The sequence below is a fragment of the Bacillus cereus group sp. MYBK14-1 genome, from assembly GCF_051916885.1.
GTDB lineage: Bacteria > Bacillota > Bacilli > Bacillales > Bacillaceae_G > Bacillus_A > Bacillus_A cereus.
Window position 1 is genome coordinate 497,358 of sequence record NZ_JBQAHM010000003.1, and the last position, 24,895, is coordinate 522,252.

The window sequence follows — 24,895 nt, forward strand, 5'->3', positions numbered from 1 at the left end:
CACTTTTTTATACATTAATCTTTTCCCTTAATTCATTCATAATTTGCTTTACAGACTTATTTGTCGTATCGATATGAATGTGAGCCTCTTCATAATAAGCTCGGCGTGATTCAAATTTCGTTACAAATGCATCTATATCTTTCTTTTGAAATAGTGGACGTGTCGTATCTTCACGAAGCCTTTCTGCAATTACATGCGGATCACAATATAAATACACGACAGTTCCGTTCTCTTTCATCCACTTGCGATTTTCCGCTCGTTCAATAATTCCCCCACCAGTTGTAATAATGACATTATGGACTGGTAGCGCACGTAACATTTCGCTTTCATATTCCCGAAAAGCCATTTCGCCTTCTTCGGCAAAAATATTTCGAATTGCCTTCTCTTGCTTCTCTTCAATTTTTTGATCAGTATCTACAACATCTATTTGAAGTTCTTTACTTAACGCTTTTCCAATTGTTGTTTTCCCTGCTCCCATATAGCCGGTTATGTATATAGATTTCATTTTCTGTCCTCTCAATCGTCATTTATTAATTGTTATTATAACGAAAGATGCTACTTTGTTTAATAAAAAAACGTTTTGTTCTTATACTATGAAGAACAAAACGTAACATTCGCTTTTACTTATAAGTACCTCTTCTCACCCACTGCGTTGCAATCCATTTCTCGCCTTTCGTTACAGGTGCTCCTCCGTGTAACGTAAGCTCGTTTAATGATTGATCTTGATAAAAATACTCAAAGTATACTGCCATTCCCTTTCTAGGGTGTACAGAAAGATTTAATTTTGGGAAGTACGTTTCGCCGCCTTCTTCTACATCATTTAAGTACATTACAAGCGTACTAATACGATTGTTAGCAGCTGATCTACTATGTTCCGCAAAATAATCATAGTGTGCTTTATATTGTTGATCCACTTCATAATTTAAAATGTGCAATCCTTCACCATGCGACGCAGGAACATTCATGATAGATGAAATTCGTTTTTCAATCTTTGAAGTAAATTCATTATCTTCCAAAAATGCACCGCTACTTGTTCGAATATCATTTACATCACGTGATGAACCAATTTTAGAACGCTCCATTTTATTTTTAGACATTTCAATTAATTCATCACATTCTTCATCACTTAGTACATTTGCTAATACGACAATAAGAGGTTCTTCAAATTTTGAAATAATGTGTATTTCTCTATCTTCTGTCATAATCGTATTTCCTTTATGATCAAAAATAGTTTGTTCCTTATTTTCACCTATTTGATTGTTGTTTGTCATTTCCCTATTCTCCCTAAAAATAATGATTGGATAGCATGAATATATCATATTCTTTCTACCTTTCTCTTTTTTGAGAAAATTTAAACTTTTAATCATTATATTTATCCATTTCTTCTAAAAAATCAATTTAATTTACAATAGGAAACCTTGATTTATTTACATATATTTTACATATTATCCTTCTATCCAATCGACTATTTTCCCATCCTTTTTTCTATACCGAAAACCTACCGTATAGAAAGCTTCCTGTTTGAGTGTGCACTGCAACGTAACGAGAATTAAATCATTTTCAAAGACATAATTTCCACTCGCTTCTCCCTTTTCATACTGAAAGAAAAATGTACCTTCTTTTTCTTTTTGCTGTAAATCTTTTTTTATATCTGTAATAGATCGGTTAAGTAATTCATCCAATAAAAACTTTTGTTCTATTTCTATATAAAATTTTTTATTTGTAAACAACATATTTGTTTCGTATATAAAAAAAGAAGTTAATAAAATAAGAAAGATAATCGTTCCAGGCATTGTAAATCCATTTTGCTTTCTCATACGTTTATTCCTATTTCGCTATATCGCATAACTACACCTTCATATATTTTCCCACTAGTATCTTTCACATTTATAATGAGTACATGAGGTGTTAGTTTGTAAGAAACCGTTCCAATATTTTGTAAAACAACTTCCCTCCCGCGCCTATTTACCTTTCTTATAAGACGACTATTCTCTTTTTCATACGATACTTCACTCCCATTACGCGATCGGAATCGTAAAATACTTTCTCCATTTTCAAATGCTAGCTGTTCTCCAGATGATACTTCACGAAACTCCAATTGCATTTGCCCTAAATACACATCCCACTCCCAATCATTTAACCCTTTCGACTGTTTATTTTCCATTTCAATGAAATGTAGGCGGGGAAAGAGCAAAAAAAATATTGATAATAGAAACAGACATACAATCATTTCTATTAATGAAAAACCAAATTCTAATTTACTTTTTCTCCTACATAAAAGCATTGTTCCATCATTCTGTCTTTCACATCTCTCCACATAGTACAAACTTCATTGCCTCCCCAATATGTGTAATACACAATTCCATTTATATTCTTTTCTATTATTCGCTTGTCTTCATTTCCATACATATATATAGCTGCTTCTTTTTTTAATAATCCAGTTGCCTTATAACGAATTTGTATATTTTTTCTTTCTTGCATAACTAATACTGTTTGCGGTAGTAGTAACGATACAGCCATCATTAAAACACTTAACGATACAATCATTTCAGCCATTATGGATCCTTTTTGACATTTCACGATACGTAAATCTCCCTCTTCCAAGCTGAAATACAATTTCATATTTATAATTTCGATACGAAATTATAATCGTACCACCTCTATTAATATTTCCACTTGGATTATATGTCATCGGATTTGGAAACGTATGCAAATCAATTTGTATATCTTCTTCATACTCTCGCTTGACGATATAATACTTTGTACCTGACTCTTTTATAGCATACATATTTCTATCTTTATGCCAACGTAATGTATAGTGCTTTTGACGGTTTATCGCTAATTGCTGCATATACAAAATATCATTTGAAAACTGTCTCAAAAATTGTTCAACTTTTTGTCGCTCGTATAAGGAATGAACACTAAAGTACGTAACTATACTTAATACAGAAATAGCAAATAAAACGAGTAACATTTCTAAAAAAGTAAACCCCTGTTGTTTCACAATGCCCTAATTGATACTGCGCCATCATCTGAAATATGAATAGAGTCGCCATTCGGGCACTTATCAGTTGTAATATACTTTTCATCTGTCAGTTCTTTTAACGATGGAATTTTATTATGTTGTAATTGATATACTTGTATTTGCGCTTCTATAGATTTCACGTAAGCTGCACAACCTTTTCCTTGGACCGATGAGCGCTGTGTAACTACATTCGGAATAATTAATAGTAATAATATAGTTATGACAACCATTACTAATAGCATCTCTAACAGAGTAAACCCTTCCTCATTCTGCATACAAATGCCCCCTAAATAGAATTCATCATTTGAAACATCGGCATAATCATCGCTAAGTACATAAGGACAACGATTCCTCCAATACATGTAAATAAAATAGGCTGAATGATAACTAACATATGTTTAATTTTCCGTTCCATCTTTTCCATAATAAGATCGCTATAGTCACCTAATTCAATCCCTAAATTGCCGTTTGCTTGTCCATGCGTAATAACATAAGAAAGTTCTTTCTCGTAATACCCACTTTTAGCAATGATAGATTGTAACTGTTCTCCTCCAATTAATTGTCTTTCAATCCGGCTCGCTTCATATTTAAAGAACGGATGATATCTTTGCTCCATCATTATTGTTAAAGCTTCACATACTGATAGTCCACCATTTAATAAACCACTCAACTGAGTAGCAAAATAATGTGAATGCTTTAAAATAAGAAATGTTTTGATGAGGGGAATACGAAGCATAATTTTTACCTGTCTAATATGTGGAAGTTTCCTAAAATATAACATGTATAAAATACCTCCAATAATAACAGTTAAAATAGCGGTTAAAATAATGTAAGGTAGCAGTTTTATTGCACTTAAAATTTTTTCTGTAAGTAGTGGTGTATTAGAACCGAACGAACTATAAACCATTTCAACCTGAGGTAATAAAATGAGTTTAAAAATAAAGAGCATGATTAGTAGAAAAAACATCAAAAACATAGGATAATGCATTATTTTCATCATGTCTCTCCTATACTTATCTTTCTTATAAAGAAGTGCACTTCCTTGTTGCAAAGCAAAAGAAATATCACCATGTTGCTCGGCATAAAATAAATAACTTAACATGTCCTGATGAAACTTTAACTGATGAAAAGAATCGTGTAGACTTTTCCCATCTTTTAACTCCTCAATCATGCGCTGCAATTGTACTTTCTTTTCTACAGGTAATTGAAACTGTAAAAATTCTAATGCTTGTAAAAGAGAGTAGCCTTTTTCTAATAATTCTCCTAAACGTTTCAACAATACTACTTGATCACTTAAACTCCAAGTTTTCTTAAACATAAACATCTTCTTCTAAAAAACCTAAAGCATATCCTTTTCGTATTGACGATTCTAAAGTCTCATGTTTGTAAGTAACACATTCTCCACCAGCTTCTTTAAGCGCTTGTTTTAACTCATATCCATATAGTAGCTCATATATGCTAGCCTGCCTTACTTGCCTCATTGATTTACATAAAGTTGAGCACTTTCCTCTGCAAAACGGACACTTCAATTCGACAAGTCGCTGTGCAGCTACAGCCAATAAAGACTGTTCAATCTCTTGCTTCGTTATACCATAATCCATGAAGCGAATGATTGCTCCTTTCGCATCATTCGTATGCAGTGTTGTCATTACTAAATGTCCTGTCAAACTTGCTCTTATAGCTATTTTTGCTGTTTCTTCATCACGGATTTCACCGACTAAAATAATATCTGGATCATGACGTAAAATAGCCTTTAATCCTGTTTCATATGTGAGACCCGCTTTTTCATTTATTTGAATTTGTAATACATCGTCACTTCTTTTTTCAACCGGATCTTCAAGTGTAATGATGCGACGTGTTTTCTTTTTTCTAATTACCTCTAATAATGCATACATTGTCGTCGTCTTCCCAGATCCAGTCGGTCCAGTAAACACAAGTAGCCCCTGTGAATAGCGTAAAAACGAGAGTAGTTTTGCTGCCGTACTTGGAAATAACGAAAGATGTGATAAGGGCTGAACAGATGCTTGTAAATGAAGGCGAATAACGAGACTTTCTTGATATACTGTTGGAAGTGTTGAAAGCCGTAAATACACTTCTTGTCCATCAATTTGCAAATACAACGAACCATTCTGTGGCTTCCGTTTCTCGCCTATGTCCATAGATGCTAAAAATTTGAAATGTGAGACAAGTTTTTCTCCAAATTCCTTTTCAATACACTGTCTCGTCATTAAATCTTTTCCTATACGTAGTTGAACCGCTACATCCTTCTGCCGGGGCACAATATGTAAATCTGACGCTTGTACCCTACACGCTTCTTTTAAAATTGCATTCGCAAAAATTTCAATCCCATTCATCACTTTTCCCTCCTCACTATGTATATAGCATGAAAACATGCGCAATAAAAATTTGGACTTTTGTATTTTCAATAGAGGAAAAAGGAAAAATATGTTTGTGAAATTATGAACAATTTCCGAATTATTGTCTGAAATTACCTATACTCATGTTTATCTGTATTATAATGTTATTATCTTGGATAAAGTGATAAAGGTGGAGATCCTCATGGAACAAGCTTTAAAAATTACAGGTGTATTATCTGACCCAACTCGTTATTACATTTATAAATATATTTCGCAAAAACATAGTTACGTAACGGTACAAGAAATTGCAGATGAGTTTGACATTCATCCAAACGTAGCGCGTTTACATTTATCTAAATTAGAAGATGTTCATATGCTAAAATCGGAAACGAAGAAAACTGGAAAAGGCGGACGACCGAGCAGATTGTATGTCTTATCTGAAGATGTTATCCAATTACAATTTCCATTCCGTGATTATCAATTGTTAGCAAGAATCGCATTTAATTCTTTACTTAGTCTTGGTGCTGCTGGTGAGAAAGCGCTATACGAAACAGGAAAACAATTCGGAGCTGAATTAATGCAACAACATATGCAACGTTTAAATGTGAGTGAAGATGCTTTAACAGTGGAACAAAAAGTTCAAATTGCAAAAGAAGCTTTCTCAACAGCTGGCTTATCACCTGCATTTGAATTAAGTGCAGATGGAACAAAAATTTTCTATGATGTACACAATTGTCCATTTAAAGAAGTTGCTGTTCATCATCCAACTGAAATTTGTAACATGCACGGAGATATGATGAAAGGGATTTTTGAAATCCTATTCCCTAACATGGAATTAACTCGAAATGATAGTCTATTAGATGGATGTAAATCTTGTAATTATAAACTAACAATTTAATTTTTCATATAAAAAGAAGCCAATAATAATTGGCTTCTTTTTATATGAACGAATATTTACAATAGTAAGAAAAATAAACTATAATGAGGTGAGGTTTACTTTTTTTAGAAAAGGAGGGAGATGGCATGGAGCGCATGTTTCGCGTTCTCGGCTTTTGGACTGGAATTTTCTCGGTTATGTTTTACGTAGGGGATATGCAACCGGCCGCACTACTATTTTTAGGACAAACAGGTTTCTTCGTACTTTTAAGCTATTTAAAATTAACAGAGCGTATGTATATATACGTATTTGGGGCATATTTAACTGTTTTCTTCATAGGATTTACATACTACACGACATTCTTACTTGTGCCTGGGGCTGGACATTAAAAGATGGCATTTTGCCATCTTTTTTTTAATTCCGGAATTTCCTAGTTGACTTATAGGTTTTATTACCTTATATTCTATATAACAGATTGGAATTAGGGGGAATCAACATGAATACACTGCTTGTCGGAATTAACGTTGCAGTCATGCTCATCTTAGTTGGCGTATTATATTATATGCAACGTAAGCATGTATCTTTTAATAAACGTGTATTTACCGCTTTAGGAGTCGGAATTTTATTCGGTCTTATATTACAATTTATTTATGAGCCAACTTCTAAAGTAATTATTGAATCAAATACTTGGTTTGGCTTAATCGGTAACGGTTATGTAAAATTACTTCAAATGATCGTTATGCCACTTATTTTAGTATCTATTATTTCAGCATTTACAAAATTACAGTTAACGAAAAACCTTGGTAAAATTAGTGGCCTTATTATCGGTATTTTAATTCTTACTACAGGAATCGCTGCAGCTGTCGGTATCGCTGCAAGTGCAGGATTTGATGTATCTGCAACCGGCCTACAACAAGGTGATGCAGAATCTGCTCGTCTGAAACTAGTTGAAGAAAGATTTACTTCTATTGAAAAGACAACAATTCCAGATAAATTATTAGAGCTATTACCTACAAATCCGTTTCTTGATTTAACAGGCGCTCGTCCAACATCAACAATTTCTGTCGTAATATTTGCAGCCTTTATCGGCATTGCCTTTATAGGTGTAAAACGAAAATATCCAGAACAAGCAGAGCTATTTAAGAAGATGCTTGATGCTGTATATGCAATCGTAATGCGTATGGTAACATTAATTTTACGCCTTACTCCATACGGCGTATTAGCTCTTATGGCAAAAACAGTTGCTGGTAGCGACATAAATGCTATTTTAAAACTTGGCAACTTCGTGTTAGCGTCTTACGTAGCACTTATCGTAATGTTCGTTATCCACTTATTATTAATTGCGCTATCTGGTTTAAATCCAATTCAATATTTAAAAAAGGTGTTCCCTGTATTAACATTTGCATTCACATCTCGCTCTAGTGCTGGTGCGATGCCATTAAATATTGAAGCGCAAAAAGAAAAGCTTGGTATTTCCGAAGGAATTGCAAACTTCGCAGCTTCATTTGGGGTATCTATCGGACAAAACGGTTGCGCAGGTATTTATCCAGCAATGCTTGCAATGATGGTCGCTCCAACTGTAGGAATTGATCCATTACAACCACAATTTATTTTAACTTTAATCGCTGTTGTTGCTATTAGCTCATTCGGTGTTGCCGGAGTTGGTGGCGGCGCAACATTCGCAGCTTTAATCGTACTATCTACAATGAACTTACCAATCGGTATTGTTGCTCTAGTTATCTCGGTTGAGCCATTAATCGATATGGGGCGTACAGCTCTTAACGTAAGTGGCTCTATGACAGCAGGTCTTATTTCAAGTAAATGGCTTGGTGAATTAGATCAAGATACGTACAATCAAGATGATACAAAAACTGGTGAAATTGCTTCATAATGAAAAAAGACGCTAACATACAATTGTTAGCGTCTTTTTTATTCCGTCCCCTCTTTATAGATTTTATCTTGAGAATTATCACTCTAAGTATTCTTCTAGTTGCTCTTTTAACTCTTCCCCAATCTCATAACAAGATTCATCAGCGAGTTCCCCTACTTTCTTACTCCCCAAAATGTTTGATTGAATTGGCATTCCTAAAAAGATTCTTTCACATTTCCAAATTGGAATATTATGAAATCCAATCAGCTCTTTTTCTTCATCTAATATAGCTATAGCAACTGATGAATAATAACCCACCTCAAAGGAATTCTCTTTTTCTCTTGCAAATCCCATATCTAATTCCATGTGTTTTTCTATGTATAAATGTGAATACTCTTTATGCAGTTTAAGTGATATTCGCTCTATTTCCTTCTCCATACATTGAATGTTCTCTTTTAACTCCAACGTAAACTCCTGTTCTTTATATTTCATTTTCGCCTCCTTAAACATAGAAAAAGAGAATACAATAACATATCCTCTTTCCTCAAATATATTTCATTATCTCACAGCCCGTCCTTTTCACAAATAACCATTTTGTTCGCACCATTTATGAAATTGTCCTACGTCTACTCCAACTAACACGATATCCTTTAGCTCTACATCAATGACTTGTTCTCCAATTACAATAGCAAACTGCGATGCTAATTTTGTCTCATTTTTCTTTACAATTCCAATTCGGTTCCGATGCGGTCCATCTTTTATATATGCTTTTTGTCCTACAATATCAAAGTTCAAAATTCTCACCTCTTTTACTGCGCTCAAATTGGAAATACGATCTCCACCTCGGAAAATTTCCTTTCATTGCACTATTTCTCTATATATATGACGAAACAATAAAAGAGTCCTTCCTTCTTTACAATTATTTTTTCTTTGTTTCATTTTTGTGATTGAAACGTAAAGTTTATAATAAAATACACTTGGAAGCGCTTTCTATGTAATTTTTTATGTTATAATATATAAGTAGAACTTCGTAAAGAGGGTTAAAAAATGAATACAAAAATGATTAAAAAAGTAATTGAAGCATTAAAAGTATATGGCTTTCAGGATGTATCATTCTGTGACAAAACGAGGCAATTTTTATTTCATAACGAAACCGATATTATGAGCGGCTATGCAGAAATAACATATAGTAGTCAATTTGAAAAATTCAACGTACAAATTCATCCAATTGAAACACATCACCAAGCAGAGTTACAAGAGATTGAAAGACATATACAAGCTTGTATAAGAAAAGTGGAATATTTAAACGCACTTCTTACCGGGCAGACAAAACTAGATGATAAAATTATTATTATGTAAAAAAAGAACGTGATCCAATCACGTTCTTTTTTCATTATACGTTCATCTTTTCCTTTAGTTGTAATCCTGTAACAGATTCTAATACATCCATCGATTCTCCAAATGTCATATCAAAAATTGTCTTGTCCTCTATGTATGGAAACTGTCTGAAACGCTTTTCTAACACCTTCACAGCATCTGATGTAAAGTTTGCACTATCAATGCCAAATTCTGTTTCAAGAAGAACGATCCAATCTAACACATGAAAACCTAATCCATTGACGAATGAAATCAATTTTTCTTCTGGGTTTGAAGATAAGAATACTTGGCGTTCCATCTCACTAAAAAGTTCTTCTCCTAAGATTTCAGCTAACTCATCATCATGTTCACGTTCAACAAGTTCTTCGTAGCCGTAATCATCCACAAGCTCTTCTACTTCTTCACTATCCTGACAAAGCAATTGACTAAGAAGTGCCTCTTTCTTAAATTCACTATTTTGTACGACTTCTAAAAAGCTCGTTTCCCATCCATTTTCTAATTTCATATTATGTACTCCTTTATATACGTTTCTTATCATCACTGTACCCAAAAGATCACTTTTATAACCTTTTAGGTAGTTACTATTATTTCATATGATTCATAACATAAGATGCAAACTCAGCTACATCTCCTTCAAAAATATTTATTTCTGGCAAGTGATAGAACGTTGTTTGGAGCGGGCTTCCTGCATGATATACATATATCGTTTTCTCTAGTGCAATCGCCATTCCAAACTCTGTATGGCTCCCATTTCCGCCATCTAATATAAGTAAAAATACATCCGCTTCTTTTACAGCATTTTGTTCTGCCTGACCAATTTCTCTTAATTGTTCTTCATTTGCTGCTTTTTCGTTTTTGGTCCAATCATATGTATGGTGCCATCCTGCATGTTTCAGTTCATTTGCTACGGAACGTACAAGATGTTTATTTTGGAAACCTGAGGCGATATAAAAATTCATTTATATACACTCCTTCATTATGTATAGGGAAACTCCTTTTTAGCGTTATTTGTTATAGCTACAATAAAGAACAACTTCAAAAAAAATCCCCATCTTTAAAACTTATTTGCGTTTAAATGATGGGATGCTTCATGGTCTTCTTTTATTTTTTGTTTTTTATAACTTTCATCAGCTAACATTTCTAGTTCAGCTGTTATCTCCGACTTTTCAAGCTCTCTTTCTTGCGAAAATTTCCTTGAAATATAAACAATAACACTACCAACGTACAACACAAAGCATATAATAAGTGCAGTATTTTCATAGAGACTTAGCTCCAACACAGTCACTCCTAATCCATTCGTATTTTCACGCCTCATTAATTGGAATTTCCCTATTAACCCATTTGTTATCCCGCTATTTGAGGGCAGTAAGACTCCCTCCTCAAAATTCAGTAACAGTAAAGAAGTTAGATGTGGGATGCACCCAACTGATTAAAGTTTCACTTTATTGTAACATAAAAATATCAATTCTTGGAATCTTTCACCCTACTAAAAGAGGCATGATTATTTCATCATGCCTCTGAAATATTTTGAATGATTGTTTTAATTGCTTCTTTTCCATTATATTTTTTTAGTGCTGTTTTATACTTCTCATTATTTTGATTTAATTCTTCGACATACTTTATAAGAGATTTTACATTTACATCTTCTTCATATAATACGGAGGCATATCCTTGTCTTTCAAAGGACTCTGCATTTAATATTTGATCTCCACGGCTTGCAAATTTCGATAATGGAATTAAAACCATCGGCTTTTGTAATGTTAAAAATTCAAAAATTGCGTTGGAGCCCGCGCGTGAAATAACAAAATCTGTTACCGCTAATATATCTGGCAGTTCTCCATGTACATATTCAAATTGTCTATATCCTTCTTTATTTTGTAAACTTTCATCAAGGTTACCTTTTCCGCAAAGGTGAACAATTTGATACTTTTTAAGAAGTTCTGGTAATGCTTCTCGAGCCGTATCATTAATTTTTTTCGCGCCCAAGCTGCCTCCCATAATCGTAATAACTGGCTTTTTACGTGAAAAACCTAAAAACGCTAAACCTTTTTCACGATTTCCCTTCAGCACTTCTTCACGTACAGGAGACCCCGTATATATTACTTTTTCTTTCGGTAAATGTTTCGCTGCTTCTTCAAATGTAACAAATATTTTCGAAGCAAAACGAAGCGCAATTTTATTTGCTAGTCCTGGCGTCATATCAGATTCATGTAATAAAACTGGTACTCTATTTAGCCATCCGCCAATTACGACTGGTACAGATACGAAACCGCCTTTTGAAAAAATCACATCTGGTTTTAGTTTTCGAATTCTTACATACGCATCCATAACACCCTTCATTACAAGAAAAGGATCTTTTATATTTTTTAAATCAAAATAACGACGTAGCTTTCCACTCGAAATACTATAGTAGGGAATGCCTTCCTTTTCTATAATCGTTTTCTCAATACCTTGGTGAGAACCAATATAAGAGATATCCCAGTTGTCTTCCTGTAAATATGGGATAATGGCTAAATTAGGTGTTACATGTCCTGCCGAACCGCCACCTGTAAAGACTATTTTCTTCATACGTCTCCCCCTTCTAGACTATAATACACTAAAATATCTTGCCTCAGGGTGAGAAAATACCATAGCCGTTACGGACGCTTCTGGCTCCATCATGAATCCTTCTGTTAATGAAATACCTATTTCCTCTGGATGAATTAAGCGAAATAGCTTTTCTTGATCTGCAAGTTCTGGACACGCCGGATAACCAAATGACACTCGTATTCCTCTATATTTCGTACGGAAACGTTCTTCCATCGTCAGTTCAGGTGAGTCCGGAATGCCCCAGCGGTCACGAATGAGCATATGTGTTTTTTCAGCAAGTCCTTCCGCTAATTCAAGCGCTAACGATTGAATGGCATGACTACGTAGGTAATCACCTTTCGCCTTCCACTCTTCAGCAATATCCCGAACTCCTTCCCCAACCGTAACAGATAAGAAAGCAACATAGTCCATCTCATCTCCTATTGGGCGCAAATAATCACCTAAAGTACGATAGGGAGCCTTTCCTTGTCTAGGGAATGTGAAACGCTCTATAACACGCGTATGATCTTCTGGATCATATATTACAATGTTTTGTCCGTCGCTTTGCGCTGGGAAAAATTGATACACTGCTTTCGGCTTTAACCAAGATTGTCCTTCCTGCAATAATTCATCTATTAAATCATTTAATTCATGTGCTCTCTTATCTCCCTCTTTCAAAAGCTTCTTCACATTTCCTTTTAATCCAAGGTGATGCCCAAGTAGCATTTGTCTATTCAGAAATGGTGCGAGATGAAGGGCGGGAACATCTCGTAATACAATTCGTTTTGTTGAATCAGGCACCATAACCTCTGATTTTGGTAATGGCTCAATTACTGCTGGAATTTCTACTTTCTTCTCCTCTTTTTTTACGATATGAAGATGACGTTCTTTTTTATCCTGCTTCATCTTCTCACGCTCTTCTTCTTTTTGAAGCTTATTAATAATATCGAGCCCCGTCATCGCATCACTCGCATAACAAACGAGTCCTTTATATGATGGTGAAATCCGATTATCTGTAAACTTTCTCGTTAACGCTGCACCACCTACAACAATGGGCACATCAATATTTGCCGCTTTTAAATCTTCAGCAGTCGTTACCATTTGTTGAGCTGATTTTACTAATAAACCTGAAAGGCCTATAATGTCCGGCTTCTTTTCTTGTACTTCTTGAACAATTCGATCCGAACGTACATTAATTCCTAAATTAATAATCTCATATCCGTTATTCGCTAAAATAATTTCAACGAGATTTTTCCCAATATCATGCACGTCACCTTTTACAGTTGCTAACAATACTTTCCCTTTTTTCGCACTATCACTAGATTCCATATGTGGCTCTAAATAGCTTACAGCGGCTTTCATACTTTCGGCACTTTGCAATACTTCAGCAACAATAAGTTCATTATTATTAAATAGTCGTCCTACCTCGTCCATCCCTGTCATAAGCGGACCGTTAATAATATCAAGAGGTTTTCTTCCTTCTTCAAGTGCAAGACTTAAATCCTCGTGTAATCCTTGTTTCGTACCTTCTACAATATAATTTGCTAGTCTTTCATCAAGCGTTAACGTTTCTTGCACAACGACATCTTTCTTTTTAGCAACTCGGTAAAAGTTTGTAAATTCTTCTAACGTCTCTTTCGTCGTTTCAAACAGTAATGCATCTGCAAGGCGTTTTTCTTCCTCTGGAATCGACGCATAGCGTTCTAATTTTTCCGTATTCACAATCGCGTAATCTAATCCTGCTTTCGTAGCATGATATAAAAAGACTGAATTTAATACTTCACGTCCAGCCGGTGGTAAACCAAATGATATGTTACTTACACCTAAAATCGTTAAACACTCTGGTAACGCTTCTTTAATAAGGCGAATTCCTTCTATAGTCGCTGCCGCTGAGCCAATATATTCTTCATCACCTGTCCCTACTGGAAACACAAGTGCATCAAAAATAATATCTGACGGGCGTATCCCATACTTCTTTGTAAGTAATTCATAGCTTCTTTTCGCAATTTCTATCTTTCGTTCCGCACTAACCGCCATACCGTCTTCATCAATTGTTCCTACAACTATAGCGGCACCATACTTTTGAAGAAGCGGTGTCACTTTTTTAAATCGTTCTTCTCCATCTTCTAAATTAATTGAATTAATAACAGCTTTTCCTTGAATATAAGTAAGAGCTCGCTCCATCACATTTTCATCTGTTGAATCAATCATAATCGGTACTTTTAAAACTTTCGTAACTTCTGCTAAGAAGTTTTCCATATCTTCTATTTCATCGCGATCAGGATCTGCCATACAAATGTCAATAATATGAGCATTTTTCTTCACTTGCGCTCTTGCCACTTCAGCAGCCTCTTCAAATTTCCCTTCTGCTACTAAGCGTTTAAATTTACGTGACCCAATAACATTCGTTCTTTCACCTACAAATAACGGTCTCATAGACTCATCATATTGCAGTGCTTCTAATCCACTAATTCCATGTCCTTCTCTCTCATGATGGTCACGAGGCCTAAGAGATGCTAGCGCGGATTTCATTGCTTTTATATGTTCTGGTGTCGTGCCACAACAACCACCAATAATATTAACCCATCCTTCTTCAGCAAATCGCTTCACCTTTTCAGCAAGAGAAGATGGAGATTCATGGTAATGTCCATCTTCATCAGGAAGACCTGCATTTGGATAACAAGAAATGTAACACTCCGATAAATCAGATAGTGAACGAATATGGTCCCTCATAAACTCCGGACCAGTCGCACAGTTTAACCCAACAGATAATGGTTTCATATGTTCTACTGATAAATAAAAAGCTTCAATTGTTTGCCCAGCCAGAGTCGTTCCCATTGGCTCAATCGTTCCTGAAATCATAATAGGAACCGTTTTTTTCAGTTCTTCAAAAGCGGCTTGAATTCCAATATAAGCTGCTTTCACGTTACGCATATCTTGACTCGTCTCAACGAGTAATACATCAACTGCTCCTTTTAATAATCCTCGTGCCTGCCTTGTATAAGCCTCAATCAATTCTTCAAAAGTCACACCACCTGTAACACTAATTGCTTTCGTTGTTGGTCCCATCGCTCCCGCAACATATACTTCCTTCCCGCTTTCTTTAACAGCTTGCTTCGCCAAAAGTGCTGCCTTTTCATTTAGTTCTTCATCTAAATGAGACAGATCATAATCACTTAGTACAATATTCGTTGCCCCAAATGTATTTGTTTCAATAATATCCGCTCCAGCTTCAATATAAGCTTTATGAATCTTTAAAATAACGTCTGGTCTTGTTTCCACTAAATATTCATTACAGCCCTCGTACTCTTCTCCTCCGAAATCTTCAGCAGTTAAATCCTCTTGCTGAATCATTGTCCCCATTGCACCATCTAATATTAAAATGCTATTTTTTAATTTTTCTTCTATACACTTCATCAATTAATACCTTCTTTCACTTCTTGCTTTTCTCTTACATATTTAACAAGATGTTCTGTAATTTCATACTTTAAAAATGGTGTAATAAGATAAATACCATTAAAATATTTCATCGCTGCGTCGACCAATTCTTGTGAAATGCGGATCCCTTCCTCAATTGCTGCCTCTTTCGTTTCATGTCCATCCATTCTCTCTCTTATTTCTTCAGGAAGAGTAATACCCGGCACCTCAAAATGAAGAAAATCTGCATTCCGCTTACTTACTAACGGCATAATTCCAATAAAAATAGGTTGTTCCAAATGCTTTGTCGCTTCATACACTTCTTCAATTAACTTGATATCGTAAATTGGCTGAGTTAAAAAATACTCCGCTCCAGCATCTATTTTTCGTTCCATTCGCTTAACCGCTGCTTTTAAGTGCCTCACGTGAGGATTAAATGCGCCGCCTACAGAAAACCTTGTCGCCGGTCCAATTGATTTCCCTAAAATTGAACGTCCATCGTTCATTTCTTTAATCATTTTAATAAGCTCAATAGAGGATAAATCATATACAGAAGTGGCACCGGGAAAATCACCAACGCGCGCTGGATCACCAGTTAAAGCTAACACTTCTTCCATCCCTAACGCCGATAAACCTAACAAATGAGATTGTAGTCCAATGACGTTATGATCTCTACACGTTAAATGCGTCAATACTGGGATATCATGCTTCGTTAATAACGCACCCATCGCCATATTAGAAACACGAGGCGATGCTAATGAATTATCTGCTAGAGTAATAGCATCTGCTCCCGCTCTTTTTAACGCTCTTGCTCCTTCAAAAAAACGCTGTGTATCTAACGTTTTCGGTGGATCTAATTCCACTACAACTGTTGTTTGTTTTTTCGCTTTCTCTGCTAGAGTGACGTGAGCCTTCGAACGTTTCTCATGCGTATGAACGACTTTCGGCCTTTGAATCGTGTCTTTTTCTATTACAGGGGTAATATTCGCAACAGCGCGCTTCATACTTTGAATATGTTCTGGAGTCGTACCACAACAACCACCCAATAACCGAATACCTTGCTCAATAAATCTCGGTGTCATCGCTTCAAAATAAGCTGGACTTCCCTCATATACGTAACGTCCATCCACATAATTCGGGAGGCCTGCATTTGGGTATGCTGATAAATAGCCATTTTGAGGAATCGATATCATTTTGAAAGCTTCCGTCATATGAAGCGGCCCTAGTTGACAATTCAATCCAACAACATTTGCACCGTAATCTATAAGTTGCTTTAATATTTCATTGACATCATTTCCATTTTGAGTCGTACCTGCTTCATGTAACGCTAATTGCGCAACAATTGGAATATTCGTTTGCTTACGCAATACTTTAACGGCATGAAGTAATTCAAATTCATCGTAAAAAGTTTCTAATAGTAATCCATCAACCTGTTCTTCTAGTAAAGCCCCTGCCTGTTCAAGTAACATAAACTCTCTTTCCATATCAGTCGTTGTAACAGCTCCGATATGTTTCATACCACCAATTGTTCCTAAAATTGCATTTTTATCTGTCACAGATGCTTTCGCTAGTTTTACTGCCGCTCTATTAATTTCTGTAACTTGATTTTCTAAACCATACATACGTAATTTCGCCTCATTTGCTCCATACGTATTCGTTTGAATTACATCTGCTCCAGCAGCTACATATTGTTTATGAATCGATATAATTAAGTCTGGATCAGATACATTCAATTCTTCAAAGCTACTTTGCAAACCATGTGAATGCAATAACGTCCCAACCGCACCATCACCTATTACAATTCCTTTTGATAATAAATCTAGTAATTTCACGACTCTCCCTCATTTCTATCAATATAAAAACCCCCTCTTCACTTTGAAGAGGGGGACATAATCGTTCCTCCTCTTATTATGCAAAACATTCGTTTTGCAGGTATTAGCACCGTTTCAAACATTTCGTTTGAAGGTTGCCGGGTTTCACAGGGCCTTTCCCTCCACCGCTCTCAATAAGAGTTGTCTTTATTATTTTATTTATGTAGCTAAAAGGAAATGCGTTCCCCTTTTAACAATGTTTGTTAATTTTTTAATAAATTTAGCATGCACAAAAGTAAAAGTCAATGACACTTGCGGAAAAATAAAAATTATTTAAAATAAAGTTGCAATTCAGTTATATTTTATTGTAAAGTTAAAAACATAATAAAAATTTCATACGAACATTCTTATCTAGAGAGGTAGAGGGACTGGCCCTGTGACGCCTCAGCAACCATTAACATTTTGTTAATAAGGTGCTAATTCCAGCAAATTGTGAAAGATTTGACAGATGAGAAGAAGACTCTATTCAAACCGAAAGCCTTCTTCTTAGAAGGCTTTTTTTATTTTATATTCACTTAATGTTTCAATTTAAAAAGGAGGAATTTTCATATGTCAACAATCGAAACAAAACTAGCACAAATCGGAAATCGCAGTGAAACTACAACCGGAACGGTTAATCCACCAGTTTATTTCTCAACCGCTTATCGTCACGAAGGAATTGGTAAATCTACTGGCTTTGACTATTCACGAACTGGCAATCCAACTCGAGGTCTTTTAGAACAGGCGATCGCAGACTTAGAATATGGCGAACAAGGTTATGCCTGTAGTTCAGGGATGGCGGCTGTTCTCCTCGTCCTTTCTCTATTCCGCTCTGGAGACGAACTTATTGTATCTGAAGATTTATACGGGGGAACGTATCGATTATTTTCTGAGCATGAAAAAAAGTGGAATGTTCGATGTAGATACGTAAATACACAGTCTATTAAACAAATTGAGCAAGCTATCACAACTGAAACGAAGGCTATTTTCATAGAAACTCCAACTAATCCATTAATGCAAGTTACTGATATTGCTGCTGTCGCAACTGTAGCGAAAAGGAACGGACTACTCCTTATTGTAGACAACACTTTCTACACACCTTATATACAGCAACCATTAACAGAAGGTGCTGACATTGTACTTCATAGCGCAACGAAATATTTAGGGGGACATAACGATGTACTAAGCGGGCTTGTCGTTGCAAAAGGAAAGGAACTTTGCGAGGAAATCGCTCATTATCATAATGCATCAGGTGCAGTTTTAAGCCCATTTGACTCATGGTTATTAATTCGCGGTATGAAAACGTTAGCGCTTCGCATGAGGCAACATGAAGAAAATGCGAAAGCAGTTGTTGCGTATTTAAATGATGAAGACGGGGTGACAGATGTATTTTATCCAGGAAGAGGTGGCATGATCTCATTCCGCCTTAAAGATGAAGCTTGGATTAATCCATTCTTACAATCTTTATCCTTAATTACATTTGCCGAAAGTCTTGGTGGTGTAGAAAGTTTAATGACTTATCCAGCAACGCAAACACATGCTGATATTCCTGAAGAAATTAGAACAGCAAACGGCGTATGCAATCGTCTTCTTCGATTCTCAGTTGGCATTGAAAATAGTAACGATTTAATTCAAGACTTAAAGCAAGCAATTAAACTCGTAAAAGAAGGTGTAAGAATATGAGCTATTCTATAGATACACTCTTACTACACAACCAATATAAACACGACTCGCAAACAGGCGCTGTGAACGTTCCTATTTATAACACATCAACTTTTCACCAGTTTGATGTAGATACGTTCGGAAAATATGACTATAGCAGGTCAGGAAACCCAACTCGTGAAGCTCTTGAAGATATCATTGCTTTATTAGAAGGCGGAACAAAAGGATTCGCCTTTGCATCAGGCATTGCAGCGATTTCCACTGCATTCCTCCTTCTTTCACAAGGTGATCACGTACTCATTTCAGAAGATGTGTACGGAGGCACTTACCGAGTGATAACTGAGGTACTCTCCCGTTACGGTGTTTCACATACATTTGTTGATATGACCAATTTAGAAGAAATAAAACAAAACATTAAACCAAATACAAAGCTCTTTTATGTAGAAACACCTTCTAACCCACTTTTAAAAGTGACAGATATTCGCGAGGTTTCTAAACTCGCAAAATCTATTGGGGCTCTTACTTTTGTTGATAATACATTTTTGACACCACTATTCCAAAAACCACTTGAACTTGGAGCTGATGTCGTTCTTCATAGTGCTACAAAATTTATTGCTGGTCATAGTGATGTTACTGCCGGATTAGCAGTAGTAAAAGATTCAGAACTCGCTCAAAAGCTTGGATTTTTACAAAATGCATTCGGTGCTATTTTAGGACCTCAAGATTGTTCTCTCGTACTTCGCGGTCTAAAAACATTGCATGTACGCCTCGAACATTCAGCTAAAAATGCCAATAAAATCGCACATTATTTACAAGAGCACTCTAAAGTAAAAAATGTCTATTATCCGGGATTACAAACTCATCTCGGATTTGATATTCAACAATCTCAAGCAACATCAGCTGGAGCGGTCTTATCGTTTACTTTGCAGTCAGAAGATGCACTCCGCAAATTTTTATCAAAAGTAAAATTGCCTGTTTTTGCAGTTAGTTTAGGAGCTGTAGAGTCAATTCTTTCTTATCCAGCAAAAATGTCACATGCAGCACTGTCGCAAGAAGCTCGTGATAAAAGAGGAATCTCTAATTCATTACTTCGGTTATCAGTCGGTCTTGAAAATGTTAACGATTTAATATCCGATTTTGAAAATGCCCTTTCTTATGTAGAAGAACCTGTAAATGCATAGAGAAAAAGAAGATATGAGATTAGGTTTTCATATCTTCTTTTTATGCGGTTTAGCTATATTCATTTGAATTTCTTCTTTTCTTATAGTCCATAAAAAATAAAAGTATATCATCTATTTCTAAATAATGGATTAATTGATATATTAAGAAATAAAAAGGGGTGAAAATAATGGATACTTGTGCAGATATTTTAATCGTTATCGATTTACAAAATGGCGTATGTTATAGCGAGGAGCATTTATTTGATTTACAGAACTTACTAAAAAAAGTAAATAAAAGAATTTATTCATATAGAAAATTAAATAAACCAATCCTTTTTGTTCAACATTGTGATGATGATTTAGTACCCGAGAAAGAACTTTGGGCTATTCATACCGATCTAGATGTTCAAGAACAAGATTTTTTTGTAAGAAAAACACATGCAAATTCATTTTATAAAACAAACTTAAAAGAAATTTTAGATCAATTATCTGTAAATCGCATTGAATTTTGTGGCGCCCAAACAGAGTACTGTATGGATGCAACGATTAAGTTTGCCCACGGACTAGGATACGAAAACTTTATGGGACAGAAAACAACCTCTACGTTGAATAATCCTTTTATGTCCGCAAAAGAGACAATTGATTTTTATGAGAACATATGGAATCACAGATTTTTAACGTTGCTAAAAGATGAATTTTAGAATAAATGACTAATGACTTGATCATCCTAAGATTTATCAGCCGTAATCAAATATTTCATTATCACCATAAAGAAGCGAATGACATTCAGCTTCTTTTCTTTTAACCTGTTTTATATTCTATATATATCATTATAATTCCTTTGTCATATTATTTTAAAAATTTCGTATATTCATTTGAAAGAATAAGAAAATCATGATAAAATTGTGTTACAAATATATCTATATCTTTCAATTTTTAAAACGCATCGAAATTTTCACCCAAAAATGTCATTTTACAAAAACATGCTAATTTACCTATTTTATTTACATCCGGGTCTCTTTTCTTACAATTTCTTTACTTTAGGACTTTTTTTCTGCAACAACTATTTTCTTTTCTTTAAATTTTTGGTATGTATAGTATGGTATAATAGCTCACACGGAGGTGGAAAAGAACATGTTAGAAACCTTTCAAAAAGAATTAGAACTATATGAAAGTAATGCAGAATTATTAAAAGTGCTAGCTCATCCTGTTCGTTTATGTATCGTAAAAGGATTAATCGAGCGCGGTCCAAGCAACGTTTCTACAATGTATACTGGCTTAAACATGCCACAATCTACAATTTCACAGCATTTAGCAAAATTAAAAAGCGCTAAAATCGTTTCTAGTGAAAGAAAAGGATTGGAAATTTATTACAAAGTAGAGAATGAAACAATCATTCAACTCGTTCGTGTATTATTAGGTTAGGGACTAATAATCGCAGAAAAAGAACGTATTCTATATTTTTTATCTCATATCTTTAATATAAATATATATCATGAGAGGAAATATATAATACTACATAAGTCGTATTAAAAAACAAGACACAGTATATACTGTGTCTTGTTTTTTATATTGTTACATACTGATCCAAATGTAAATGTTGCATATCTTTTGTATGTATAACAACATCAAACGAACTCCCTACTCCTCCATTTAAAATCATAGAACGAACTGCTCGATTTTGTTTTTGCGTTTCAGAAAAAGGATTCGTATCTTGATGGCTCGTAAGCTGTTCTAATATCCCTGCAGCTAACAAGAACTCAGATTGTTTCTTATGCCATACTGCACTCATTCCTTGCATACTAAAGATCTCCTTTAGCTCGTCCCAATGAACATGAGTAGTAAGATCCATTTCACCTGGATGCGCTAGTGGGTTACGCATTAGCTTATGCTGATAATATCCTCGCAAACTTCCTTCGCGGTGTGCTGGATGCATCCATTCTTCTTTTGTGTATCCGTAATCAACTGTAATACATATACCTTTTTGAAACCATTTCGAAATTTCTTTTATATACTCCTCCATAACAATTGGTACTTCAAAACGTTGCCCTTCAGCAATATAAATATTATATTTCAATAAATAGCGACCAATTCTTTTATTTAACGGCCTACATACTTCTGAAAGGTTTCCTTCCTCTGTATATGTAATACGTACTTCATACAATATACCATTTCTTTTCTCAATTACTTCAACAGGAAATGCATCAAACAACTCATTCGAAAAAAGAATTCCCTCGAAAGAATCTCCCATTTCACTATAGGAGGTATAGTACGATACATTAGAAAATGAGCCAAGTTGCTCCTGCTGTAATTTCCTATGAAAAGGGCTCACTTCAATCATTGAATAGTTTAAATTAATAAAGGTGTTTGGAGATAATTGCTTCCATTCTTGTAAAACATCATAGGCAAACTTCCCTGTTCCCCCACCAACCTCACAAATATTCGAAGCAACTTCACCATTTTCAACAAGACGAATAAAAAGTTTAGCAAAAGTTTTTGCAAAAACAGAGGATACATTGCTACTTGTAAAAAAATCCCCTTGTCTTCCAATCTTTTCACGTTCTTTCATATAATATCCATGACCCTCCGTATACAATACAAGGTTCATATACGTACTATATGAAATTGAATAATCCTTTTCTTTCCCCATCCATTCTCTTAAAATGAGCTCCATTCCCATAATAACTCCTTATTGTAAAAACGGATTATTTTCTTTTTCAAAGCCAATGCTTGTTTCTGGACCATGTCCACATAACACCGCTGTTTCATCTGGTAATACAAATAATTTCTCTTCAATACTTCCAATTAATTCAGCAAAACTTCCACCAGGCAAATCTGTTCTTCCAATGCTCATTTGGAACAATACATCTCCTGAGAATACAGCATTCGCTTCTTTACTATAATAAGAAATACTTCCTGGAGAATGTCCTGGTGTCTCAAAAACTTCAAAATTAAATGATCCAATTGTTAATGTACCTTCTGCATCAATAATATGATCCGCTGGTTTTGCTGTAATACTGCGGTTCATCATAAAAATTTGAGAGCCGTTTACAGTTGCATCTCCTAACCAATCTGCTTCTTCTTTATGTACGTACACAGGAATATAAAAAGCGTCTCTTACGGCATCAACAGCACCGATATGATCAAAGTGAGCATGTGTTAATAAAACAGCCAATGGTTTTAATTGTTCTTCTTGTAAATATGTAACGAGCTTTTCACCTTCATGACCAGGGTCAAAGATAATGCACTCTTTTTGATCGTTCATTAAAATATAAGCATTTGTTTGTAATGGGCCTAACGGCATTTGTATCCATTTCATATAAAAATCTCCTCCAGTTATTAAAAACTTACTTTTAATGATACAACATTTCTTTCTCTGAGGAAAAGAAAGGATGCTATCTCGACAATCATTTTTAAAACATGTACAATATAAAAGAGTAAATATTCCAAAAACTCATAATAAGAAATGGGTAGACAGAGGAGGATATTGTATGGGCCTTGTTATTATTTTTACACTTGTCACTCTGTTAGCTGTATTTGCTACGCTTAGAACACTTCGTGAAAAAAACTTTTTCGCGAGCGGCTTTGCAATTGCAACTGTACTCGTTTTCGGATGGTTTACGATCATGACTGTTCTATATAACGGGTATCCACCAGCAGCTTAATTCGTTTACACTTTATTCTTCATCGAGATTTTACACAAAAAGAGGAAGGGTTCCCCCTTCCTCTTTTCATATTTCACAACTTATATCATCTTCGCTTCGTATTTGTGCTTTTTTACAAGCCAAGCTCCTCCGATAACACCTGCATCATTACCAAGTGTTGCAATAGCTAACTTCGTGCTCTTTACAGCACGTGAGAAAGCGTATTGCTCGAAATAGCGTTGAATTGGTTCTAATAGCGCATCTCCAGCTTTAGACACGCCTCCACCAATAACAATTTTCTCTGGGTTCAATGTACTAGAAAGGTTCGCTACAGCTAATCCTAAATAAGACGCTACTTTTTCTACTACTTCACCTGCTAATTCATCACCTTGTCCAAGTGCTTCAAAGACATCTTTTGATGTAATACGTCCTTCTTCAGCTAACATAGAACGCAACACGCTCTCTTTATTAGTCTCTTGTATTTTTTGCATAGCAACACGTACAATACCTGTCGCAGATGCTACTGTTTCTAAGCAACCAGACTTCCCGCAATTACATGGGAAAGCATTTTCTGTAACGACTGTAATATGTCCAATCTCACCAGCAGCACCACTCACGCCGTGTACAATCTCACCATTGGCGATTACACCACCACCAACGCCCGTACCAAGTGTCATACAGATTAAATCTTTTGCACCTTCACCAGCACCTTTCCACATTTCACCAAGCGCTGCTAAGTTCGCATCATTATCAATAACAACAGGTAATCCTGTTTCTACTTCTAATAAATCTTTTAGCGGATAGTTTTTCCATCCTAAATTAACCGCTTCATAAATCATTCCAGACGCCACATGTACAGGACCAGGAGCTCCCATACCAATACCAATTAATTTGCTCTTCAATTCGCCTAATTCTTCTAGCTTTTTATCAATTGCTTTCGCAACATCAAGTGTAATATGTTTTCCTTGCTCACCTGTATTCGTAGGGATTTCCCACTTATGTAAAATTTCACCGTATACATTAATAAATGCTAATTTAATCGTTGTACCACCAAGGTCAACACCAACTAACCATTTCTCTTCCATGTT

Annotated in this window: 29 protein-coding genes and 2 riboswitches; of the genes, 9 read left to right on the plus strand and 20 right to left on the minus strand. The window is 35.2% G+C overall.

Going from position 1 to position 24,895, the window contains the following annotated elements; all coding sequences use genetic code 11:
• Positions 1 to 7 precede the first annotated feature (7 nt).
• From ACTFR3_RS12245 to comGA, 9 genes are all read right to left on the minus strand, one after another.
• Positions 8 to 505, minus strand: coding sequence for a shikimate kinase (locus ACTFR3_RS12245; RefSeq protein ID WP_103622332.1), 498 nt, complete (start codon positions 503 to 505; stop codon positions 8 to 10).
• 115 nt (positions 506 to 620) lie between these two features.
• Positions 621 to 1,271, minus strand: a complete 651-nt coding sequence (locus ACTFR3_RS12250; protein WP_000183856.1) for a 2OG-Fe(II) oxygenase — start codon at positions 1,269 to 1,271, stop codon at positions 621 to 623.
• 174 nt (positions 1,272 to 1,445) lie between these two features.
• Complete coding sequence (gene comGG, locus ACTFR3_RS12255) at positions 1,446 to 1,817, minus strand: competence type IV pilus minor pilin ComGG (protein ID WP_440044446.1); 372 nt, start codon at positions 1,815 to 1,817, stop codon at positions 1,446 to 1,448.
• Positions 1,814 to 2,284 (minus strand): competence type IV pilus minor pilin ComGF, encoded by a 471-nt coding sequence (gene comGF, locus ACTFR3_RS12260; RefSeq protein WP_440013342.1) that lies wholly within the window; start codon positions 2,282 to 2,284, stop codon positions 1,814 to 1,816. The genes comGG and comGF overlap by 4 nt, the downstream gene beginning before the upstream one ends.
• The gene (locus ACTFR3_RS12265; RefSeq protein ID WP_103622330.1) at positions 2,254 to 2,556 is read right to left on the minus strand and encodes a competence protein ComG; all 303 of its coding nucleotides are present in this window, start codon (positions 2,554 to 2,556) and stop codon (positions 2,254 to 2,256) included. The genes comGF and ACTFR3_RS12265 overlap by 31 nt, the downstream gene beginning before the upstream one ends.
• Positions 2,549 to 3,004 (minus strand): competence type IV pilus minor pilin ComGD, encoded by a 456-nt coding sequence (gene comGD / locus ACTFR3_RS12270; protein WP_000813141.1) that lies wholly within the window; start codon positions 3,002 to 3,004, stop codon positions 2,549 to 2,551. The genes ACTFR3_RS12265 and comGD overlap by 8 nt, the downstream gene beginning before the upstream one ends.
• Positions 3,001 to 3,300 carry a competence type IV pilus major pilin ComGC gene (comGC, locus tag ACTFR3_RS12275; protein WP_440044447.1) on the minus strand — a complete coding sequence of 100 codons (300 nt, stop codon included), beginning with the start codon at positions 3,298 to 3,300 and terminating at the stop codon, positions 3,001 to 3,003. The genes comGD and comGC overlap by 4 nt, the downstream gene beginning before the upstream one ends.
• Before the next feature lie 11 nt (positions 3,301 to 3,311).
• Positions 3,312 to 4,349 (minus strand): competence type IV pilus assembly protein ComGB, encoded by a 1,038-nt coding sequence (comGB, locus tag ACTFR3_RS12280; RefSeq protein ID WP_440044449.1) that lies wholly within the window; start codon positions 4,347 to 4,349, stop codon positions 3,312 to 3,314.
• Positions 4,336 to 5,379 (minus strand): competence type IV pilus ATPase ComGA, encoded by a 1,044-nt coding sequence (comGA, locus tag ACTFR3_RS12285; RefSeq protein WP_440044450.1) that lies wholly within the window; start codon positions 5,377 to 5,379, stop codon positions 4,336 to 4,338. The genes comGB and comGA overlap by 14 nt, the downstream gene beginning before the upstream one ends.
• Positions 5,380 to 5,584: 205 nt before the next feature.
• Here comGA and ACTFR3_RS12290 point away from each other — a divergent pair, with 205 nt between their 5' ends.
• The 3 genes from ACTFR3_RS12290 to ACTFR3_RS12300 all read left to right on the plus strand — a co-directional run bounded on the left by ACTFR3_RS12290 (position 5,585) and on the right by ACTFR3_RS12300 (position 8,150).
• On the plus strand, positions 5,585 to 6,280 hold the full coding sequence (locus ACTFR3_RS12290; protein WP_000434125.1) for a helix-turn-helix transcriptional regulator: 696 nt from the start codon (positions 5,585 to 5,587) through the stop codon (positions 6,278 to 6,280).
• 125 nt (positions 6,281 to 6,405) lie between these two features.
• A complete protein-coding gene (locus tag ACTFR3_RS12295; protein WP_000440716.1) occupies positions 6,406 to 6,648 on the plus strand; it encodes a DUF2626 domain-containing protein in 243 nt (80 codons plus the stop codon).
• 107 nt (positions 6,649 to 6,755) lie between these two features.
• Positions 6,756 to 8,150: an L-cystine transporter gene (locus ACTFR3_RS12300; protein ID WP_001094345.1), complete on the plus strand. Its 1,395-nt coding sequence runs from the start codon at positions 6,756 to 6,758 to the stop codon at positions 8,148 to 8,150.
• A 78-nt stretch (positions 8,151 to 8,228) separates the two neighbouring features.
• Here the strand turns inward: ACTFR3_RS12300 and ACTFR3_RS12305 are convergent, their stop codons facing one another.
• Together ACTFR3_RS12305 and ACTFR3_RS12310 are read right to left on the minus strand one after the other, a co-directional pair.
• Complete coding sequence (locus ACTFR3_RS12305) at positions 8,229 to 8,621, minus strand: hypothetical protein (protein ID WP_440044451.1); 393 nt, start codon at positions 8,619 to 8,621, stop codon at positions 8,229 to 8,231.
• A gap of 87 nt (positions 8,622 to 8,708) precedes the next feature.
• Positions 8,709 to 8,924: a DUF3912 family protein gene (locus tag ACTFR3_RS12310; protein ID WP_001008327.1), complete on the minus strand. Its 216-nt coding sequence runs from the start codon at positions 8,922 to 8,924 to the stop codon at positions 8,709 to 8,711.
• Between the two features lie 252 nt (positions 8,925 to 9,176).
• Here ACTFR3_RS12310 and ACTFR3_RS12315 point away from each other — a divergent pair, with 252 nt between their 5' ends.
• Positions 9,177 to 9,488, plus strand: coding sequence for a hypothetical protein (locus ACTFR3_RS12315; protein WP_001093239.1), 312 nt, complete (start codon positions 9,177 to 9,179; stop codon positions 9,486 to 9,488).
• A 34-nt stretch (positions 9,489 to 9,522) separates the two neighbouring features.
• On the opposite strand, the gene ACTFR3_RS12320 is transcribed toward ACTFR3_RS12315, so the two are convergent.
• The 6 genes from ACTFR3_RS12320 to ACTFR3_RS12345 all read right to left on the minus strand — a co-directional run bounded on the left by ACTFR3_RS12320 (position 9,523) and on the right by ACTFR3_RS12345 (position 17,323).
• Positions 9,523 to 10,011, minus strand: a complete 489-nt coding sequence (locus ACTFR3_RS12320) for a hypothetical protein (protein ID WP_000764267.1) — start codon at positions 10,009 to 10,011, stop codon at positions 9,523 to 9,525.
• Positions 10,012 to 10,090: 79 nt separating this feature from the next.
• Positions 10,091 to 10,465 carry a nucleoside 2-deoxyribosyltransferase gene (locus ACTFR3_RS12325; RefSeq protein WP_001012342.1) on the minus strand — a complete coding sequence of 125 codons (375 nt, stop codon included), beginning with the start codon at positions 10,463 to 10,465 and terminating at the stop codon, positions 10,091 to 10,093.
• A gap of 95 nt (positions 10,466 to 10,560) precedes the next feature.
• On the minus strand, positions 10,561 to 10,821 hold the full coding sequence (locus ACTFR3_RS12330; RefSeq protein WP_001250699.1) for a DUF3966 domain-containing protein: 261 nt from the start codon (positions 10,819 to 10,821) through the stop codon (positions 10,561 to 10,563).
• Between the two features lie 194 nt (positions 10,822 to 11,015).
• Positions 11,016 to 12,074 carry an undecaprenyldiphospho-muramoylpentapeptide beta-N-acetylglucosaminyltransferase gene (gene murG / locus ACTFR3_RS12335; protein WP_000724776.1) on the minus strand — a complete coding sequence of 353 codons (1,059 nt, stop codon included), beginning with the start codon at positions 12,072 to 12,074 and terminating at the stop codon, positions 11,016 to 11,018.
• An 18-nt stretch (positions 12,075 to 12,092) separates the two neighbouring features.
• On the minus strand, positions 12,093 to 15,491 hold the full coding sequence (gene metH / locus ACTFR3_RS12340; protein ID WP_000649674.1) for a methionine synthase: 3,399 nt from the start codon (positions 15,489 to 15,491) through the stop codon (positions 12,093 to 12,095).
• Positions 15,491 to 17,323, minus strand: coding sequence for a bifunctional homocysteine S-methyltransferase/methylenetetrahydrofolate reductase (locus ACTFR3_RS12345; RefSeq protein ID WP_000770352.1), 1,833 nt, complete (start codon positions 17,321 to 17,323; stop codon positions 15,491 to 15,493). Before ACTFR3_RS12345 ends, metH begins: the two co-directional genes overlap by 1 nt.
• Positions 17,324 to 17,393: 70 nt before the next feature.
• Positions 17,394 to 17,503: riboswitch (SAM riboswitch) on the minus strand.
• A 203-nt stretch (positions 17,504 to 17,706) separates the two neighbouring features.
• Positions 17,707 to 17,817, plus strand: a riboswitch (SAM riboswitch).
• A 94-nt stretch (positions 17,818 to 17,911) separates the two neighbouring features.
• Here ACTFR3_RS12345 and metI point away from each other — a divergent pair.
• The 4 genes from metI (at position 17,912) to ACTFR3_RS12365 (ending at position 21,588) form a co-directional block, all read left to right on the plus strand.
• Positions 17,912 to 19,024 carry a cystathionine gamma-synthase/O-acetylhomoserine thiolyase gene (gene metI / locus ACTFR3_RS12350; RefSeq protein ID WP_000103897.1) on the plus strand — a complete coding sequence of 371 codons (1,113 nt, stop codon included), beginning with the start codon at positions 17,912 to 17,914 and terminating at the stop codon, positions 19,022 to 19,024.
• Complete coding sequence (gene metC, locus ACTFR3_RS12355; protein WP_000122299.1) at positions 19,021 to 20,184, plus strand: cystathionine beta-lyase; 1,164 nt, start codon at positions 19,021 to 19,023, stop codon at positions 20,182 to 20,184. Before metI ends, metC begins: the two co-directional genes overlap by 4 nt.
• Positions 20,185 to 20,351: 167 nt before the next feature.
• The gene (locus ACTFR3_RS12360) at positions 20,352 to 20,864 is read left to right on the plus strand and encodes a cysteine hydrolase family protein (RefSeq protein ID WP_000379156.1); all 513 of its coding nucleotides are present in this window, start codon (positions 20,352 to 20,354) and stop codon (positions 20,862 to 20,864) included.
• A gap of 433 nt (positions 20,865 to 21,297) precedes the next feature.
• Complete coding sequence (locus ACTFR3_RS12365; RefSeq protein ID WP_000894377.1) at positions 21,298 to 21,588, plus strand: ArsR/SmtB family transcription factor; 291 nt, start codon at positions 21,298 to 21,300, stop codon at positions 21,586 to 21,588.
• Positions 21,589 to 21,730: 142 nt separating this feature from the next.
• Here ACTFR3_RS12365 and ACTFR3_RS12370 read toward each other — a convergent pair whose 3' ends face one another.
• Both ACTFR3_RS12370 and ACTFR3_RS12375 read right to left on the minus strand, forming a co-directional pair.
• Positions 21,731 to 22,843 (minus strand): class I SAM-dependent methyltransferase, encoded by a 1,113-nt coding sequence (locus ACTFR3_RS12370; RefSeq protein WP_000525154.1) that lies wholly within the window; start codon positions 22,841 to 22,843, stop codon positions 21,731 to 21,733.
• A gap of 9 nt (positions 22,844 to 22,852) precedes the next feature.
• A complete protein-coding gene (locus ACTFR3_RS12375; RefSeq protein ID WP_000871231.1) occupies positions 22,853 to 23,482 on the minus strand; it encodes an MBL fold metallo-hydrolase in 630 nt (209 codons plus the stop codon).
• 172 nt (positions 23,483 to 23,654) lie between these two features.
• Here ACTFR3_RS12375 and ACTFR3_RS12380 point away from each other — a divergent pair, with 172 nt between their 5' ends.
• Positions 23,655 to 23,828, plus strand: a complete 174-nt coding sequence (locus ACTFR3_RS12380) for a DUF2759 domain-containing protein (protein WP_000524852.1) — start codon at positions 23,655 to 23,657, stop codon at positions 23,826 to 23,828.
• An 80-nt stretch (positions 23,829 to 23,908) separates the two neighbouring features.
• On the opposite strand, the gene glcK is transcribed toward ACTFR3_RS12380, so the two are convergent.
• On the minus strand, positions 23,909 to 24,892 hold the full coding sequence (gene glcK / locus ACTFR3_RS12385; protein ID WP_000391704.1) for a glucokinase: 984 nt from the start codon (positions 24,890 to 24,892) through the stop codon (positions 23,909 to 23,911).
• Between the last annotated feature and the right edge of the window lie 3 nt (positions 24,893 to 24,895).